The organism is Synechococcus sp. W55.1, assembly GCF_047461655.1.
Taxonomy (GTDB): domain Bacteria; phylum Cyanobacteriota; class Cyanobacteriia; order Thermostichales; family Thermostichaceae; genus Thermostichus.
Genome location: NZ_JANSHN010000026.1, coordinates 1 through 14896, shown reverse-complemented (window position 1 = coordinate 14896; position 14896 = coordinate 1). Strand labels below are relative to the sequence as shown.

The window sequence follows — 14896 nt, the reverse complement described above, 5'->3', positions numbered from 1 at the left end:
TGTGAACAGGTCAAAATTGCCATTCCAATCTGGATAAAGTGGGGAAAAACGACAAAACAGTTGTCAGAGCACCTTTTGGTTTAAAAACCGTTTGGCCCGCTCCCAAAAAGACTCGCTCAAGCTGGCCAGCTTGGGAAACTCCACCGCTTCCCCTTCTAGCCGTCGGGCAATGCGCTGGATGGCCTGAGCAGCCAGAGTTGGATTGGCGGAGAGAACCAGGGGCTCCCCTTTGTTGGTGGAGACGATCACCTCGCGGTCTTCTGGAATAATACCCACCAACGGGATGGCCAGCACCTCCACCACATCTTCCACCGACATCATCTGGCCGGCTGCCACCATGTCCGGGCGCAGGCGGTTGACAATGAGCTGAGTCGATGAAATCTGGGCGGCTTCCAACAAGCCCACCACGCGATCTGCATCCCGCACCGCTGCCACTTCTGGGGTGGTGATGATGATGGCCTCGTTGGCCCCGGCAATGGCATTGCGAAACCCTTGTTCGATCCCTGCCGGACAATCGATCAGCACGTAGTCATGGCTGCTGGCCAGCTTCTCGATCAACTGGCGCATCTGATCCGGATTCACCGCCGTTTTGTTGCGGGTTTGGGCTGCCGGCAACAGCGAGAGATGGGGGGTGCGCTTGTCTTTCACCAAAGCCTGCTCGAGGCGGCACTCCCCGGCAATCACCTCTAGGGCCGTGTACACCACCCGATTCTCCAGCCCCAGCAGCAAATCCAGGTTGCGCAGGCCAAAGTCTGCATCCACCACCACCACCGAGCGACCCAAGCGCGCCAAGGCAGTGCCCAGGTTGGCCGTCACGGTGGTTTTGCCGACTCCACCTTTACCAGAGGTTATGACAATGACTCGGCTCATACTCCTCTCCGCAGAAAATCCTGAAGGCTGGCGACGCAGATGACATCCTCCTGCAGGTAAACCACTTCAGGGGTGTTGGGCAGGGATCCGCCTTCTGGCGGACGGGCCACTTGATCGGCAATGCGCAACTGAGTGGGCTCCAACTGCAAAGCCAAAATTACAGCTCCCTTGTCGCCGTCGGCCCCCGCGTGAACCAGGCCCCGCAAGCGTCCCCAAACCCAAATATCTCCTCCAGCAATGATCTCGCCGCCGGGGTTGAGATCCCCTAACAGGAATACCGAGCCCCTGTGACGCACGGACATGCCAGAGCGCACCGTCGAACGTAGGTACAGAGGTGTGGTGTCTGGGGGAGCAGGGGGAACTGCCTCCAAAAGGGAAGATTGCTCCACAGAATACCCCAACGTCGCTGCTGCAATCGCTGTCGAGCGGGATCGAGTTTGAACGCGCCACAGTTGCAGTCCATGCTGAGACAATAGGGCAGCAAGAAGTTGTAGGGCGGGCATGTCCAGCTCTCGCTGCTGGCTCCAGAGGGTGAGGGGAGCGACCCCGGCCCAGTAGGGTTTGCGGCTGCGCAACTGCCAAACCAGGTTTTCCCAAAGCTCCTCCCAAGGCAAGGTGCTGGGCAAGTGCAGATGGATCCCCTGGGCATCCGACCGAAAGTAAACGCCGTCTGTGACCCAGGAGTTTGGAGATGGGGTAGCTGGGGAGATTTCAGGGTTCCATGTAGGGGATCCCGTCATGACCGCCCTTAAACGTCTGCCTGAATATAGAGCCCTATCCTATTCCATTCCCCCAAGCCAGGGGAAACTCTCTCGGCGGTTGCCCTTGATAGCAAAGCGGTTTCGCTTGGGTGGCAGGACAATCTTGCTTCGGGATCGCTAACTTGAGGGTACTTGATGGAGCCAATTCCTGATGTTGAAACCTCGCCACACCCTCAGGCTGCTCGCGCCAGCAGGACAGGATCCTCTCCTCTCCAAGGGGTGGAGTTCTCGCGCGGTGAGACCGGTCGCCATTGCCCTACTCAGCATTCTTGCGGCATCTGGGATGGGATCCCCTGCCCATGCCCAAGATCTGGGCCGTTTGCTGATTCATGGCCTTCAGTGGCTGCAGGTGAGCCAGTTGAACGATGCCCAAGAGGTGAGCTTAGGCCGCCAGATCGATCGACAACTGAAAGCGCGGGGACAACTTCGCCTCAGTTCGGATCCCTACTGGGTCGAGCGGGTGAACCGCATTGGCCAACGGGTGGCCGCCCACAGCGAACGGCCCCATCTGCCCTACACCTTTCAAGTGGTGGAAGATCCCGACATCAACGCCTTTGCCACACTGGGAGGCTTTGTCTACATCACCACTGGTGCCCTCGCAGCCGCCGACAACGACGACCAGATTGCCGCCGTGCTGGCCCACGAGGTGGCCCACATCGGCGAACGCCACGGCCTGCAACAACTGCAGCAGGCTGCCACTGCCCAGTTTGGGGCTCAATTGTTGGGGCTCAACGACAGTACCCTGGCCGCTCTGGCCCTGGAATTGGGAGTACGGCGCCCGCAGAGCCGTGAAAACGAGTTTATCGCCGATGAAAAAGGTCTGGGGGCAGCCTATCGCGCCGGGTTTGACCCGCAGGGCATGCCGCAATTTTTGGCCAAGTTGCAATCCCGCGGATCTGTGCCAGAGTTCCTGCGCACCCATCCCCCTGTCTCGGAGCGCATTGCCCGCCTCAACCAGCTCATCACTCAGCACGGCATGGCCAGCCCAGCCAGTCAGACTGTTCCACTCCGCGGCTCCGGCGGCTCCATTTGGCCCTCCGGATCCCCCGAACAAACCCAACGCACCGAGATTGAGATCCTGCCGCTACTCCCTGTCCTGCCCTAACTCGGCACAGAGGGATCCCTTCTGCCCAAGACCGGCTGGATGGCTCCCTGTGTTTCTTTGTCAGGGACAGTTACTGGTGGAGCTGTGCTTCACAGCAAAGGCAGACCGCGTAGTCTCCGCAACTGGTTGAGGTGGGCCGGGCAATCACAGCCGAATAGGGCAATAGCTGCGTTGCTTTCTTCAAGGGTGAACTCCAGAAAGGGATGCTCTGTCACCTCGACCTCAACCCAGGACTCCGTCCCGCTAACGCGAGTGGCTGGGATGGGATCCTTCTGCTCGGGAACAAGAAGAGGATGTCTCCACGGCAGAGAACGGGAGCGGACAACATTCAGGTCAAATGGGGGCGCGTCCAGGGTAGAAGCTCGAGCTGCAGGAGCAAACCAAAGCAGCAACGCCCACAGAGCCGGTGCCGGCCACCTTGCCCAGCGCCAATAGGAATAGGGGATCCCTGCCATAGACTTTGCTAACTCACTAGTGTACCGTCCGCTTTGGATTTTGCCAGGGAGTGGCTGAAGCGAAGAGGACGTCATAGCTGCGCAACGCTAACGCGACTGGCCGGCATCGTCTCAGGAACCGTTGGGTCACAGCCGGCGGATCCCATGCCAAACTTTGGTTTAGAATATTTTTAGATTCGAGATTCAGTCTCACTCATTTGAACTTGGGGAGGCCAACCTTTAGCCTTGCCAAGGATATCCCTCTTCTGCAGCGCTCCACTGGGATCTAGCTTCCTGCCCTTTCCCGTCCTGTTTTGTTCATTATCTCTACCAACTCAGGAGTTTCTTATGGCCGTTCCAAATGGTCATTCCGGCACGCTTCCAGAGCAAGAGGCTTCTTCTATGGGAAAGGACGCCCTCCCGCTAACGCAAACGGGTAACGCTCTAAACCTGGCTCCCCTGCCTGCTGATGGGGCCTCTGCGGCTGCTCAGATGCCGGTACTGCTGGGGGAGAAATCCGGCCCGCCCGTGTTTTCCAGCCCTGTCAAGTTCAGCGAAATTGAGATTGACCACCGTCCGGTTGGGGCTTCAACCCTGAAAGTGGTGGATTACTATGCCGACGGACGTCCAGTTGCTGCTGCAACTCTCAAAGTCGTGGACACTTGGGGGGAGGGACGCCCAACGGTTGCCTCTGGCGCCAAATTCATCCATGACCCCGCGCTCAATCGCCCGATAATGGCCGATGGCCTGAAAATTGCCAAAACCTTTATGGGCAACCGACCCATTGAGGCCAGCCCTCTCAAGGTGCTGCGCTAGCCCAGATCCTCAAGGGGGGCCAGGGATCCCCTTGCTAACCTGGGTTGGGGCACATCCGGTTAGTGATCATGGAGATCCTGGCAGTTCTCTTGGGGCTGTTGGCGGGCTTGGGAGGAGGAGCGGGCTATCTGGCGGATCAGACGGCGCGGCAGCTTCTGTTGGATCAGTTGGATCGGGCAGAGGTTTTGGAGGTGCGCATCCAAAGCCAGCCCAATTACCGGCTGCTGAATGGCCAAGCGGATCGCCTGCTGATTGCCGGTCGCGGGCTCTATCGAGCGCCCTTTCCCCGCATCGAGCTTCTGGAGCTGGAAACCGATCCGGTGGCAATTGACCCCTCTTTTTTCCAGGGGGCTCCCTTGCGCCTGACGCGACCTCTGCAAGCTGCGGTGCGGGTGGTGGTGCGAGAAGAGGACTTGAATGCTGCCCTCAACAAGCCAGAGGTGCTCCGCCAGTTTCAGGATATCCGCGCCGATCTGCCTTTTGGGGGAGCGGGAAGGGAAGCTCGCCGTTTCGATCTGCGTCAGCCCCGCGTCGAGTTTTCGGATCCCAGCCGCATTCAGCTCTCTGCCCTTTTGGTGGAGGAAGACGGCGGTACCGAGCAGAAGGACTCCGTCCAGCCAACGCGAGCAGTGGAGGTGGTGTTTAACACCGGGATCCGCGTGGAAGAAGGGCGCAGCCTAAAGCTGGAGAATCCGGAGTTTGTGATCGGTTCTGTGCGGGTTCCCGATGAGATCTCAGCAGCGTTTTTGGGCGGGCTCAATGAGGTGTTTGACCTGCAAGAGCTGGAAGAGATTGGGATCCTGATGCGGGTGCTCAGCCTAGAGATAGAGCCTGACCAGTTGCAGGTGATTGGGTTTGTGCGGGTGGAAGGGTTGGAAAGGACCTCGTCCCGCTAACGGGGATCCCCATTGAGCAGGGATGAGCTCCCCAGGGCTGCGCTCTAGCAGGAGAGCTGCTCTGTCAAACTGGATTAAAGATCAGCCAGGCTGGAGATGGGATTATGGCCTTCGATTGGTTTCGCCGCCGCTATACCGACTCTACCGACTCTTCTGGTGAAGCAGAGCCTTCGCCACCAGCCCCCGCGCCAGCCACAGAACCGGCGGAGATCTCCCCTGAAGACTATTTGGCTTTTGCCAAAGCCGCCTATGCCAACCTGAAGGCCCGTGCTGCTGCCCAAGCCCCACCGGCAACTCAGGACTCTGTCCCACCTGCGCCAGCGGAAGGGATCCCTGCAGAATCCGTCCAGCTGCAGCCACCGGCCTCGACTGAGGACTCCGGCCCACTTGCCCAAGCAGAACCCCGTGAACCCGTCCAGTCCTCCACTCCAACACAAGAACCAGCATCTCCAGAATCGCCCCCTGTGCAGCCGGCGGCAGCTCCCTCGTTTTTCGATCTGGCTCCCCGTGCTGCTGAGCGTCTCCAAGCCCTGCAAGCCAGCGCCGTGGATGAGCCCAAACCCGAGCCGGTGACTCCAGCCGTTGCTCCCTCTCCAGAGACGGGGCCGGAAGAGCTGGTCTTCGATGAGGGCTTCCGCTGGTCAGCCGAGATCTTGGCGGCTCAAGGGCGCAAACCGGAAGAGATTTCCGTTGAGGAAATCTCCTGGCTGCAAAAGCTGCGGCGAGGCTTGGGCAAAACCCGCCTTAACCTGATCAACCAGTTGAAAGCCCTGGTAGGCCGCGGCCCTCTGGATCAGAAGGCTGTGGAAGAAATTGAGGCCCTGTTGCTGCAGGCCGATGTGGGGATCGACGCCACCGAGCAGATCATCCAAGCCCTACAAAAGCGCATGCGAGAGGAGGTGGTGCCCCCAGAGGAGGCCGTCAAATACCTCAAGCAGCAGATGCGGCAGATGTTGACGGTGGGGGATCCCACCTTTGCCCCACAACGGGACACGCTCAACATTTGGCTGATTGTCGGGGTGAATGGGGCGGGCAAAACCACCACCATTGGCAAAATTGCCCATGTCGCCCGCAAGTCTGGATACCGCTGTCTGATTGCTGCTGCTGATACTTTCCGGGCTGCTGCTGTGGAGCAGCTCAAGGTTTGGGCAGAGCGAGCAGGGGTAGAGGTGATCGCCAATCCCTCTCCCAATGCCGATCCGGCAGCGGTGGTTTTTGACGCCATCACAGCCGCCAAGGCCAGGGGCACCGAGTTGCTGTTGGTGGACACGGCAGGCCGTCTGCAAAACAAGAAAAACCTGATGGACGAGCTGGCCAAGATCCGCCGCATCGTCGATAAAAAAGCTCCCGAAGCCAAAGTAGAAAGCCTTCTGGTGCTGGATGCCACCCAAGGGCAAAACGGGTTGCGCCAAGCCGAGGTGTTTGCCAAGGCTGCCAAGTTGAGCGGTGTGATCCTGACTAAGCTGGATAGCACCGCCAAGGGGGGGATTGCCCTGGCCATTACGCAGCAGATGAACCTGCCCATCCGCTTTATCGGCGCCGGCGAGGGGCTAGAAGATCTGCGGCCTTTTTCCAGCTACGAGTTTGTGGAAGCTCTTCTAAGCGAGTATTGAGGCACCCCCTCTCTGAGAAGGGCCATTGTGAAAGAGAGACACACAGATCCAGGCTTTGTTGGGCGTCGCCCCCGCTTTCTGCCCTGGAGTGCTGCAGTGGTGGGGGCAGGTTTGCTTTGGGCTTGGGGTGGGCACCGCTGGATCCAGAGCGGGTTGAACCTGGTTCGGGCGGGATCCACGCAGGATACAGAAGCTTTGCAGGAATTTGTAACCACCTTGGCTCAGGTGTTGTCGGGGGTGCTGGGCTTTACCCTCTCGGTGGTGGCCATTGTGGTGCAGTTGAGCGCGGATCGCTTCACCCCCAAGGTCACGGAGCTGTTTTTGCGCGAGAAAGTCAATTTCTACCTCTTCTTTTTCCTGATTCTGGCCAATGTGGTCAGTTTGTGGAGTTCGGCAGCCCTGGGCTTTTACGTTCGTGTTGGCGTTGCGGAGCAACACCCTCCAGGGTTGCTCGTCGGGCTGAATCTGCTGCTGGGCACAGCTTCGTTTTTGATGCTGATCCCCTACTTTCGCTTCGTGTTTCACTTTTTGCAGCCGGCTTCGATTATCCATCGCATTGAGCAGCAAGTGCGGCAGGCCATCCTGGGATCCCTTGCTTCCAGATCCCGACGTTCGCGTCAGCGGTGCGGAGCACTTTCCAGACGACTGGGATCTACCTCCAGCTCCGAACAGCGCCGTTTCTCCTGGCAGCAGCCCTCTGCGCCAGAACCTTGCGTGACAGCTCATCAGCGCTGCCTCTCGGCTCTGGATGAAATCAAAAGCATCGCCACCAGTGCTCTCCGTCAGCAGGAGGGGAGCATTCTCCTGGAAGCCTTGGACAGCTTGAAGTCTCTGTGGGTCTTCTATGCTGCTCACAAAGCACAACTGCCCCCTGCCTGGTTTCTCTTTACCCCGGCTCTGCGGCGGGATCCAGACTTTGCTTCGGTGGATAAGGGACTCTTGAGCCAGATTGAGGCAGAGGGATCCTGGCTGGAGCTGAAGATCCTGCGGCAGTATCAAGCCTTGTTTGCCGAGGGGCTAAACGGCATGCGCCAGGCAAGCACCCTGGTGGCCATTCACAGCCGGGAGCTGGGGATCCGCGCCCTGGAAACCCAACAACTCACGGTAGCGGGGTGGGTGATCAAGTTTTTCAATACCTATCTGCGGGCCGTCATCAACGCGCGAGACATCCGCAGCGGCTACAACCTGCTCAAGCAGTACCGCTTGTTGGCCGAGGCAGCCCTACAACACCGCCAGTCGGCTCTGGTCTTGCAGATTGTTGGCTACTTTCGCTACTACAGCTTAATTGCCTACAAAGCTGGCCTCTTTTTCCTATCTGAAACCTTTGGCTTTGATCTGGGAATGTTGGCCCAGTCGAGCTGTGCTCTGGGCTCTGAAACAACGGAAGCCATTGTGCAAGCCTTGTTACGTCTGGATCAGGATCCCGAAAGCGAGCAACAGGAAACCACCCTGCGTGGGATCCGCAAAACCCAAGTCCGCTTGGCAGCCTATTTCCTCAGTCGTGGCCGGGAGGACTGGGCCAGGCTGATCTATCAGGATATGCAGCACGAGCCCCTGGCGCGCCTGCAGAGCATCCACCAAGAGCTGCTCTCTACGGCTGCAGAGTTTTGGGAGTTTACCGACCGGGGGGAGAACTTCTACTACTTGGAGCCCGCTCTTTGGCCCTATGCCGAGCAGTTTTTTAGCTGGTTTCAGGGCTTAACCTTGCCGGCAGATAAGCTGAAGAGCTCCTCTGGATCTCTGGAGCTTCCCTAAAAAATTCTGCCGCTCGCGTAAGCGGGACGGAGTCCTTGTCTAGTCTGGTTAGAGCCGCCCCTTGCTGACTTGTCCCATGCGTCCTTTCGGCAACCCCAACCGTCTGGGCAGTTCTCCTAGCCGCAGATCCCTGCCGGGATCCAGCTCCTTCGTTCAGTTTCGCCGCGACCCGCACCTAGTGCCCTTTTGGGGCCTAAGCCTACTAGTCATGGGCCTGGCAGTGCCTCTGTTTGTGCTTTCGGGGGCGGATCCCAGTTTGGCCGGCTGCGACGAGAGCTTTTATGCCCAAATGGCCCGCGAGCTGCTGCGGGGAGGGCATTGGCTGGGGCCCACTTTTTTGGGGGAGCCTTTTTTCGAGAAACCCCCTCTGCTCACCTGGAGCGTGGCCCTCAGTTTTGCCCTGTACGGGGTAAACGAGTGGGCAGCGCGGCTGCCAGGGATCCTCGCTGCTTTGCTCTCCATTCCCCTGGTGGGTTGGATTGGGTGGTTTTTTTTGCCGATGCGGGCAGCCTTTTTGGGGATGGCGGTTTTGCCCCTGTGCTACCTCTGGGTGCAGCAGGGGCGGCTGGTGGGGCAGGATGTGCCCTTGACCTTTCTGGAGCTGCTGGGGATCCTGGGGCTGGTCAACGGTATCCGCAGCCACAGGGTTTGGTTTTGGCTAACCGGAGTGGCCTTCGGGCTGGGCCTGCTGATGAAAAGCGCCATGATCCTGCTGCCGGGGGCGGCTTTGATCCCCTATCTCGTGCAGCAACGGCGCCGCTGGATGGGATCCGCCCCATTTTGGCTGGCGCTTGGGCTGGGCTTGGGGATTTTTGGCCTCTGGCTAGGTCCAGCCATGCAGGTGTATGGCCCACAGGTGCTGACCACCCTGGTGGGGAAGGTGTGGGATCTGGGGCAAGAGCCCTTCCATGCGGATGCCACCGGCTGGTACTACTTTTGGCACATTCCCGTTCATGGCTTCCCGTGGACGGTTTTGGCTTTGGTGGGTGGCTTTCTCCTGGTGCGCCAGCAGCCGGGATCCACGCTGCTGATCTGGTCTTTCCCCCTGCTGCTGTTGTTGTTGTTGCAGCTTTATCCCACCAAAACCCCCTACTACACCGTGCAGCTTTACCCCTGGCTGGCTCTCTTGGCCGGGGTAGCCTTGGATCAAGCGTTGGCTATGCGGGGTCGCGTCAGCGGTGCGGAGCACTTAAAGCCCCGTCTGGCTCAGGTGATCTCTTGGGGCCTGGCAGCGGTGGGGCTGCTGCTGTTGGGTTTGGGGGTGGCCGTCCGGCTGGGCGTAGACGGTCTGGAGCTCCTACAGCCTCATGCTTGGCCGCTGGTGGCGATGGGTCTTTTGTACCTCTTGCTGCCGGGGATCTGGAGTTGGCGGCGGGTGTTGCGCTGTGCCGGCAGTCTGTGGGTGGGAACCCTCTTGTTGGCCGGGATCCTCGCTATGATCACCATCGTCTTGCGGCCTGATTTCGGCAACTTCAGCCCTGCTTTTGCCCGCATGGATTGGAGCCAGATGCTGCCCCCGTCCGTTCGCGTTAGCGGGACGGAGTCCTCGACAGAGGCTGGGGAGACGGTGGTGGATATTGGCCGCAGCGGCTTGCCGGATGTCTGTCAGGCCCAGGCCATCGCTTTTTATACCCCTAATCCGGGGAGATGGGTGGATGATCAGGCTCTGCGACGAGGGGAGCATGGAGACTACCTTTGGGTATCTCCGGTGCAGGCAGAACAGGTGGAGATCCGGGATTTGGGGTTACAACCTCTGGCGGCGGTGGAGGGCTGGCAACTGGTGCGCCGTTTGGATCCCCTCTTGGAGCAGGGCAGCGGGGAGCCTCTTTGAGTTTAAAAATCTTAAGTTTAAGAATCCTAGGAAGTGTTAAAGCATGGCGGGAATAGCGGAATCGGGCCGGTCGTGGGTGTCTCTAGAGCGTACCTGGGTAATCCAGGGATTGGCTTGGCTGGCAGCGCTGCTATTTGTGGCGGGGGTGATCCTGCTGGCGGGGGCTTCCCCTCTCCAGGTAGCGGCCAGCATGTGGCAGGGGGCCTTTGGCACCGAAGCTCAGTTTGGCCGGGTTTTGGCGACGCTGGCTCCCCTTGTCCTCTGCTGCTGTGGGTTGGTGTTTACCTTTGTTGCCGGTCTCTACAACTTGGGCATCGAAGGGCAAATGGTGGTCGGGGCAATTGCGGCCACGTTTCTGGTGCGTCTGGAAGCGGGATGGTTGCCGCCGTCACTGGTCATTACCTTGGCGCTTTTGGCCGGGATCTTGGGGGGGGCGGGCTGGGGCTTGTTGGCCGGGATCCTGAATGTGTGGGGGCGGGTCAACGAGATCTTCGCCGGTCTGGGGCTGAACTTTGTTGCCCAAGGTTGGGTTCTCTACCTGATCTTCGGCCCTTGGAAAAGGCCGGGGGTGGCTTCCATGAGCGGGACGGAATTGTTGGATCCCCGTTTGTGGCTGCCTACCTGGGGGCGGTCAGAGGCCAGTCCGGTGGCGTTGCTGCTGGCCCTGTTGGCTTTGGCCCTGACAGTGCTGGTGGTGCGCAACACCCGCTTTGGCCTGCAGTTGCGGGCGGTGGGGAAAAACCCTGTAGCCGCTTTCCGGCTGGGGATCCCGGCTACCCGCAGGTTGCTCATGGCCTTTGCCTGCTGTGGGGGCCTAGCAGGGCTGGCGGGCGCCTTGCAGGTGTTGGCCCTGTTCCATCGCCTCATCCCCAATATCTCCAGCAATTTGGGCTTCTTGGCCTTGTTGGTGGTGATGCTGGCGGGCTTTAACCCCCTGCTGATCTTGCCGATTGCCTTTTTCTTCAGCAGCCTCAACATCGGCAGCTTGCAACTGCCTCTCTCTTTACAATTGGAGTCTTCTCTGGCCGGCGTGATTCAGGGATCCCTGGTGTTGTTCGTCTTGTTGGCCCAAGGGATCAGCCGCCGCTATTTCCTGGGGAAAGGTTAACAAAACGTGCGGAATTCCCCACCCTCTACAGGGTGGGGATAGATAGCACCGCCCGACTGATTTTAGATACAGGATTTTATTGTTTCCAACGGTGCGCCGCCACAGGAAATAATGCACTTGGAATCATGCCAAAGCTTGGCTTTACCCCAGTACACCTTGTCTATTTCTGCTTTGAATTGCTGCCTCAGTATTCGGCTTGATGCTGACTTTAGAGACGAAACTAGATGGGAAATATTGTTATCGGGATGCAAGTCAATCAGCAAATGTACATGATCCGGTTCCTCTTGAAATTCAGGTTAGAAAACATCGGTTTGCAGATAGTACCCATTCCAAAACAGGTTTCATCGCCTCTAACATCGCTTCAGTCAAAACTTTGCGCCTGTACTTGGTCACAAACACAATGTGCAGGTAAATCCTGAAAACGACATGAGCACCGCTCCTAAGTTAGTTGGGTCATGGCAATTTCTCCTAACCGCAAAAATTTGATATACTAATAATCGACTGAAGGGCGAGAGCTAGGTAAAAGGGCAGTGGTAACAAGAAGGCAGACATTTCGACTGTATCCAAACAAAGCACAACAAAAGGTTTTGTTGTCTGCTCGTCGTCTCCACTGCTACTTGTACAACGCCTGCATCGCTCATCGGGAGTATGAATACAAACGCAACCGCAGGACGGTTAGCTACTTGGAGCAACAGAATCTGCTGCCTGAGTTCAAGCAGGTGTGGCCGGAGTTTGCTCAACTGAACTCCCAAGCCCTGCAAGCCACCGTCAAGCGAGTCGATGTGGCTTACCAACGGTTTTTCCAAGGACTGAACAGGAAGCCAAGGTTCAAGTCCATTCGCCGGTATTCAGGCTGGACGTATCCTGCCCAGTCAGGTTGGAAAGTAAATAGCACGGGAAAGCATGGCACGGTCACGCTCAATGACTTGGGCATTACCCTGAAAATGCGGGGTAAAGCCAAAGACTGGGGTGTGCCCACCACTCTGACCCTTGTTTACAAGCCCTCCCGACGGCAGTGGTTTGCGTCGTTCACGGTGGAGGTGGCAGTACCTGAGCCAAAGTTTGGTTCGCAGTCGGATTTGCAGTACGAATCTATAGTTGCCTATGACTTGGGTACAGAGACCGCCCTGACTTTGTTTGACGGGGTGGAGTTTCGGGAGATTACTAATCCCCGCTTTACCCAGCGGAGCGAGGAGAAGATTCGCAGAGTCGCCAGACTGAAGCGCAGAAAGCGTGCCCCTAAAAAGGGCGTCAAGGCTTCCAGAAGGTGGAAGAAAATCCACCGGCGGGAAGCGCAACTCAAAGCCAAAGTTGCCCGTCAGCGCAAAGACTGGCAACACAAAGTTACGTCAGAGATAGCTTGTCGTTATGACGTCGGCGTAACGGAGAAGCTAAATATCAAAGGGATGACCCGCAAGGGTGGGAAGCGCAAGGCAGGGCTAAACAAGTCGATTTTGTCGGTGGGTTTCGGCACACTCAATCGGATGCTGACCTACAAAATCGAACAGAAGGGAGGTTTGGTTCTCCTGCTTCCCACCAAGGCCATCAAACCGAGCCAACGCTGTCCCAAGTGTGGTGCGGTACACCCGAACTGGGCGGACTTGAGCAACCGTTATCATGTCTGCTCGGCTTGTGGGTTTGAAATCCCCAGGGATCGCGGCTCGGTGATGGTGATGTACAACGTTGCCACTAATCGGCAACCGGGGTTGGGAACCAGCCTCGTGAGTCTTGGATGTCTCAGCTCTACTTCAAAGACCTGCGGGTCTATGAAGCAACTGGGGCAGAGGAAGAGACTAAAATCCTGCCGTCAAGTGGATGGGGCATCAGAAACCCCATCCGCCTATGCGGTGGGGTAGTTCATTGGCTTCGGCAATTCCTGGGATCCCTTTGCGTTAGCGTTGCGCAACAGCGAGATTCAACTCCTATCGTGGGGGAAAACTTTAGATTTTTCTGTTCAGGACAGCGGCGCGGTTCCCGCCAGGGTGCCGTGGGCATAGCACCATCAACATCGGGAAATGGGGTTATCGTAGAAGGATGAACCGGACATCCCCTTTTTCGAATCGACCCCTCATTGGCGTTACCACTCGCAACCGCAATGACGAAGGAGACTTCGTAGCGCCAGGACGCTATGTGGACGCCATTCGCGCTGCCGGAGGGATCCCCGTTCTTTTTCCCCCAGGTGAGAGCGAACCTCAGGTTTTGCTGTCTTGGGTGGATGGCCTGGTGTTGACCGGTGGCGGTGACCTCTGCCCCAGCACCTACGGAGAAGATCCGCAACATCCCCAGGTGCGCTACGTGAACGCGGAGCGGGATCGATTTGAGGTGGCCTTGGCTCAGGCCGTGCTGGCCCAGGGGATCCCTGTTTTAGGCATTTGCCGGGGGATGCAATTGTTAAATGTGGTCAGTGGCGGCAAGCTGTTCGCGGTAGCGGGACGGAGTCCTTTCCCCCATGTGCCTGATGTGTACGACGAGCTGGATCACTTCAACCCCGCTGATCGCGGTAGCGGGACGGAGTCCTTTCGCAAGCCCATTGTCGCTACGCGACGCTAACGCGAACGCCACAATGTCAGCCTGATCCGCTCCACACGGCTACACCAAATCGTCGGCGCAGAAGAAATCTCTGTGGTCTCTTGGCACCATCAGGCCATCCGCGATGTGCCCTCAGGTTGGCGTTTGGCTGCCCGTTCTCGAGATGAGCTGATCGAGGCCATTGAACACGAAACCCACCCCTGGGCTGTTGCCGTGCAGTGGCACCCCGAGTTCACCTTTGAAGAAGCCGAGCACTTCCGTCTGTTTCAAGCCTTTGTGCAGGCAGCACTGCGTTTTTCCCCGCGCCTAGCTGGCCTGCTGCCCAACCCTGAGCCCGTACCCCAAGTCGCCTAAAGGAAGGTTCCCAGCCAGAGGACAGTCCTGCCGTTGGAGAATCATCCAACAGTTATCCCGTCAGTTATCCCGTGCTAACCTCTAGGCGGTGCCCCCTTGTCAAGAAGCGCCGATCGCGGTAGCGGGACGGAGTCCTTTCCCGTCAGGGTGCCGTACGCATATGAACAGGAAGCGACCGCTGGAGAGGGTTGTCTCTCTAGGGCTGGCTTTTGCCAGCTCGGCTCTTTTGGGTGCCTGCGGCGAGTGGAACTCTTCCCGAGCAGACCGGGTCAGTTGCCTAGCGATGCCTTTGTGCGCCTTTACGATGCCATCGGCAATGAACTCTGGAGCCACCAGTTTAGAACCCCTGACCAAGAAAACTGGGTTGCAAGCCCTGCCCTTAAGGGCGGCTTTTACTTCATCGCTACGTGACGCTTTCGCGGACGCCTGCGGCGGCGCAGAGCGCTATAGTCTGTCTTAGTTGGGGCACCGGTGAAAGTAAGTGTATCGCGTCCGCAGGCTCAAGTTAGGAACTTCCCCACAGTTGCACCAGTTGGCTTTGGCAGCAGGCCAGCTGTATTCCCAAACCCTCGTTTCCTTTTGGCGGGTAGTCCGTAAAAAAGGTTTGTGGTTGAAACCCGCAAGCTTAATGCGCTGGTTCCCCAACAGCCCAGAAAATGAGCTCCATGCCCACAGTGCTGACGCCGTAGTGCAGAGCTTCTGTGCTGCCCTGAAATCCTGGCGCAGCCGCCGCAACAGCGACCCCACCGCCAAGCCCCCCAAAAGACGGCGGCGCTACTTCAAGGTCATCTGGAAGTCCTCTGCCATTAGGGTTCGGGGTGGGA

Annotated in this window: 13 protein-coding genes and 2 pseudogenes; 10 read left to right on the top strand and 5 right to left on the bottom strand. The window is 58.2% G+C overall.

Annotation, left to right across the window (positions count from 1 at the left end):
• Positions 1 to 63: 63 nt before the first annotated feature.
• Together minD and minC are read right to left on the bottom strand one after the other, a co-directional pair.
• Entirely contained in the window at positions 64 to 870 is an 807-nt protein-coding gene (minD, locus tag NW816_RS11995; protein ID WP_414409303.1) for a septum site-determining protein MinD, read from the bottom strand.
• Positions 867 to 1610 (bottom strand): septum site-determining protein MinC, encoded by a 744-nt coding sequence (gene minC / locus NW816_RS11990; protein ID WP_414409302.1) that lies wholly within the window; start codon positions 1608 to 1610, stop codon positions 867 to 869. Before minC ends, minD begins: the two co-directional genes overlap by 4 nt.
• Positions 1611 to 1782: 172 nt before the next feature.
• Here minC and NW816_RS11985 point away from each other — a divergent pair, with 172 nt between their 5' ends.
• Positions 1783 to 2736, top strand: a complete 954-nt coding sequence (locus NW816_RS11985; protein ID WP_414409301.1) for a M48 family metallopeptidase — start codon at positions 1783 to 1785, stop codon at positions 2734 to 2736.
• A gap of 89 nt (positions 2737 to 2825) precedes the next feature.
• Here NW816_RS11985 and NW816_RS11980 read toward each other — a convergent pair whose 3' ends face one another.
• Positions 2826 to 3191, bottom strand: a complete 366-nt coding sequence (locus NW816_RS11980) for a hypothetical protein (protein ID WP_414409300.1) — start codon at positions 3189 to 3191, stop codon at positions 2826 to 2828.
• Between the two features lie 327 nt (positions 3192 to 3518).
• Between NW816_RS11980 and NW816_RS11975 the strand changes: the two genes are divergently transcribed.
• The 6 genes from NW816_RS11975 (at position 3519) to NW816_RS11950 (ending at position 11189) form a co-directional block, all read left to right on the top strand.
• On the top strand, positions 3519 to 3986 hold the full coding sequence (locus NW816_RS11975) for a hypothetical protein (protein WP_414409299.1): 468 nt from the start codon (positions 3519 to 3521) through the stop codon (positions 3984 to 3986).
• Between the two features lie 68 nt (positions 3987 to 4054).
• Entirely contained in the window at positions 4055 to 4882 is an 828-nt protein-coding gene (locus NW816_RS11970; protein ID WP_414409298.1) for a DUF2993 domain-containing protein, read from the top strand.
• A gap of 104 nt (positions 4883 to 4986) precedes the next feature.
• Positions 4987 to 6495 carry a signal recognition particle-docking protein FtsY gene (ftsY, locus tag NW816_RS11965; protein WP_414409297.1) on the top strand — a complete coding sequence of 503 codons (1509 nt, stop codon included), beginning with the start codon at positions 4987 to 4989 and terminating at the stop codon, positions 6493 to 6495.
• A 27-nt stretch (positions 6496 to 6522) separates the two neighbouring features.
• The gene (locus NW816_RS11960; protein ID WP_414409296.1) at positions 6523 to 8250 is read left to right on the top strand and encodes a DUF2254 family protein; all 1728 of its coding nucleotides are present in this window, start codon (positions 6523 to 6525) and stop codon (positions 8248 to 8250) included.
• A 61-nt stretch (positions 8251 to 8311) separates the two neighbouring features.
• Entirely contained in the window at positions 8312 to 10081 is a 1770-nt protein-coding gene (locus NW816_RS11955) for an ArnT family glycosyltransferase (protein WP_414409295.1), read from the top strand.
• A 43-nt stretch (positions 10082 to 10124) separates the two neighbouring features.
• Positions 10125 to 11189, top strand: a complete 1065-nt coding sequence (locus tag NW816_RS11950; protein WP_414409294.1) for an ABC transporter permease — start codon at positions 10125 to 10127, stop codon at positions 11187 to 11189.
• 62 nt (positions 11190 to 11251) lie between these two features.
• Here NW816_RS11950 and NW816_RS11945 read toward each other — a convergent pair whose 3' ends face one another.
• Both NW816_RS11945 and NW816_RS11940 read right to left on the bottom strand, forming a co-directional pair.
• Positions 11252 to 11440 (bottom strand): transposase, encoded by a 189-nt coding sequence (locus tag NW816_RS11945; RefSeq protein WP_414409329.1) that lies wholly within the window; start codon positions 11438 to 11440, stop codon positions 11252 to 11254.
• 40 nt (positions 11441 to 11480) lie between these two features.
• Complete coding sequence (locus NW816_RS11940) at positions 11481 to 11582, bottom strand: hypothetical protein (protein ID WP_414409328.1); 102 nt, start codon at positions 11580 to 11582, stop codon at positions 11481 to 11483.
• A 137-nt stretch (positions 11583 to 11719) separates the two neighbouring features.
• Here NW816_RS11940 and NW816_RS11935 point away from each other — a divergent pair, with 137 nt between their 5' ends.
• From NW816_RS11935 to NW816_RS11925, 3 genes and pseudogenes are all read left to right on the top strand, one after another.
• Positions 11720 to 13045 (top strand): RNA-guided endonuclease InsQ/TnpB family protein, encoded by a 1326-nt coding sequence (locus tag NW816_RS11935; protein WP_414409293.1) that lies wholly within the window; start codon positions 11720 to 11722, stop codon positions 13043 to 13045.
• 178 nt (positions 13046 to 13223) lie between these two features.
• A pseudogene (locus tag NW816_RS11930) lies at positions 13224 to 14072 on the top strand (gamma-glutamyl-gamma-aminobutyrate hydrolase family protein).
• Between the two features lie 610 nt (positions 14073 to 14682).
• Positions 14683 to 14896, top strand: a pseudogene (locus NW816_RS11925) (RNA-guided endonuclease TnpB family protein); the annotation flags it as partial.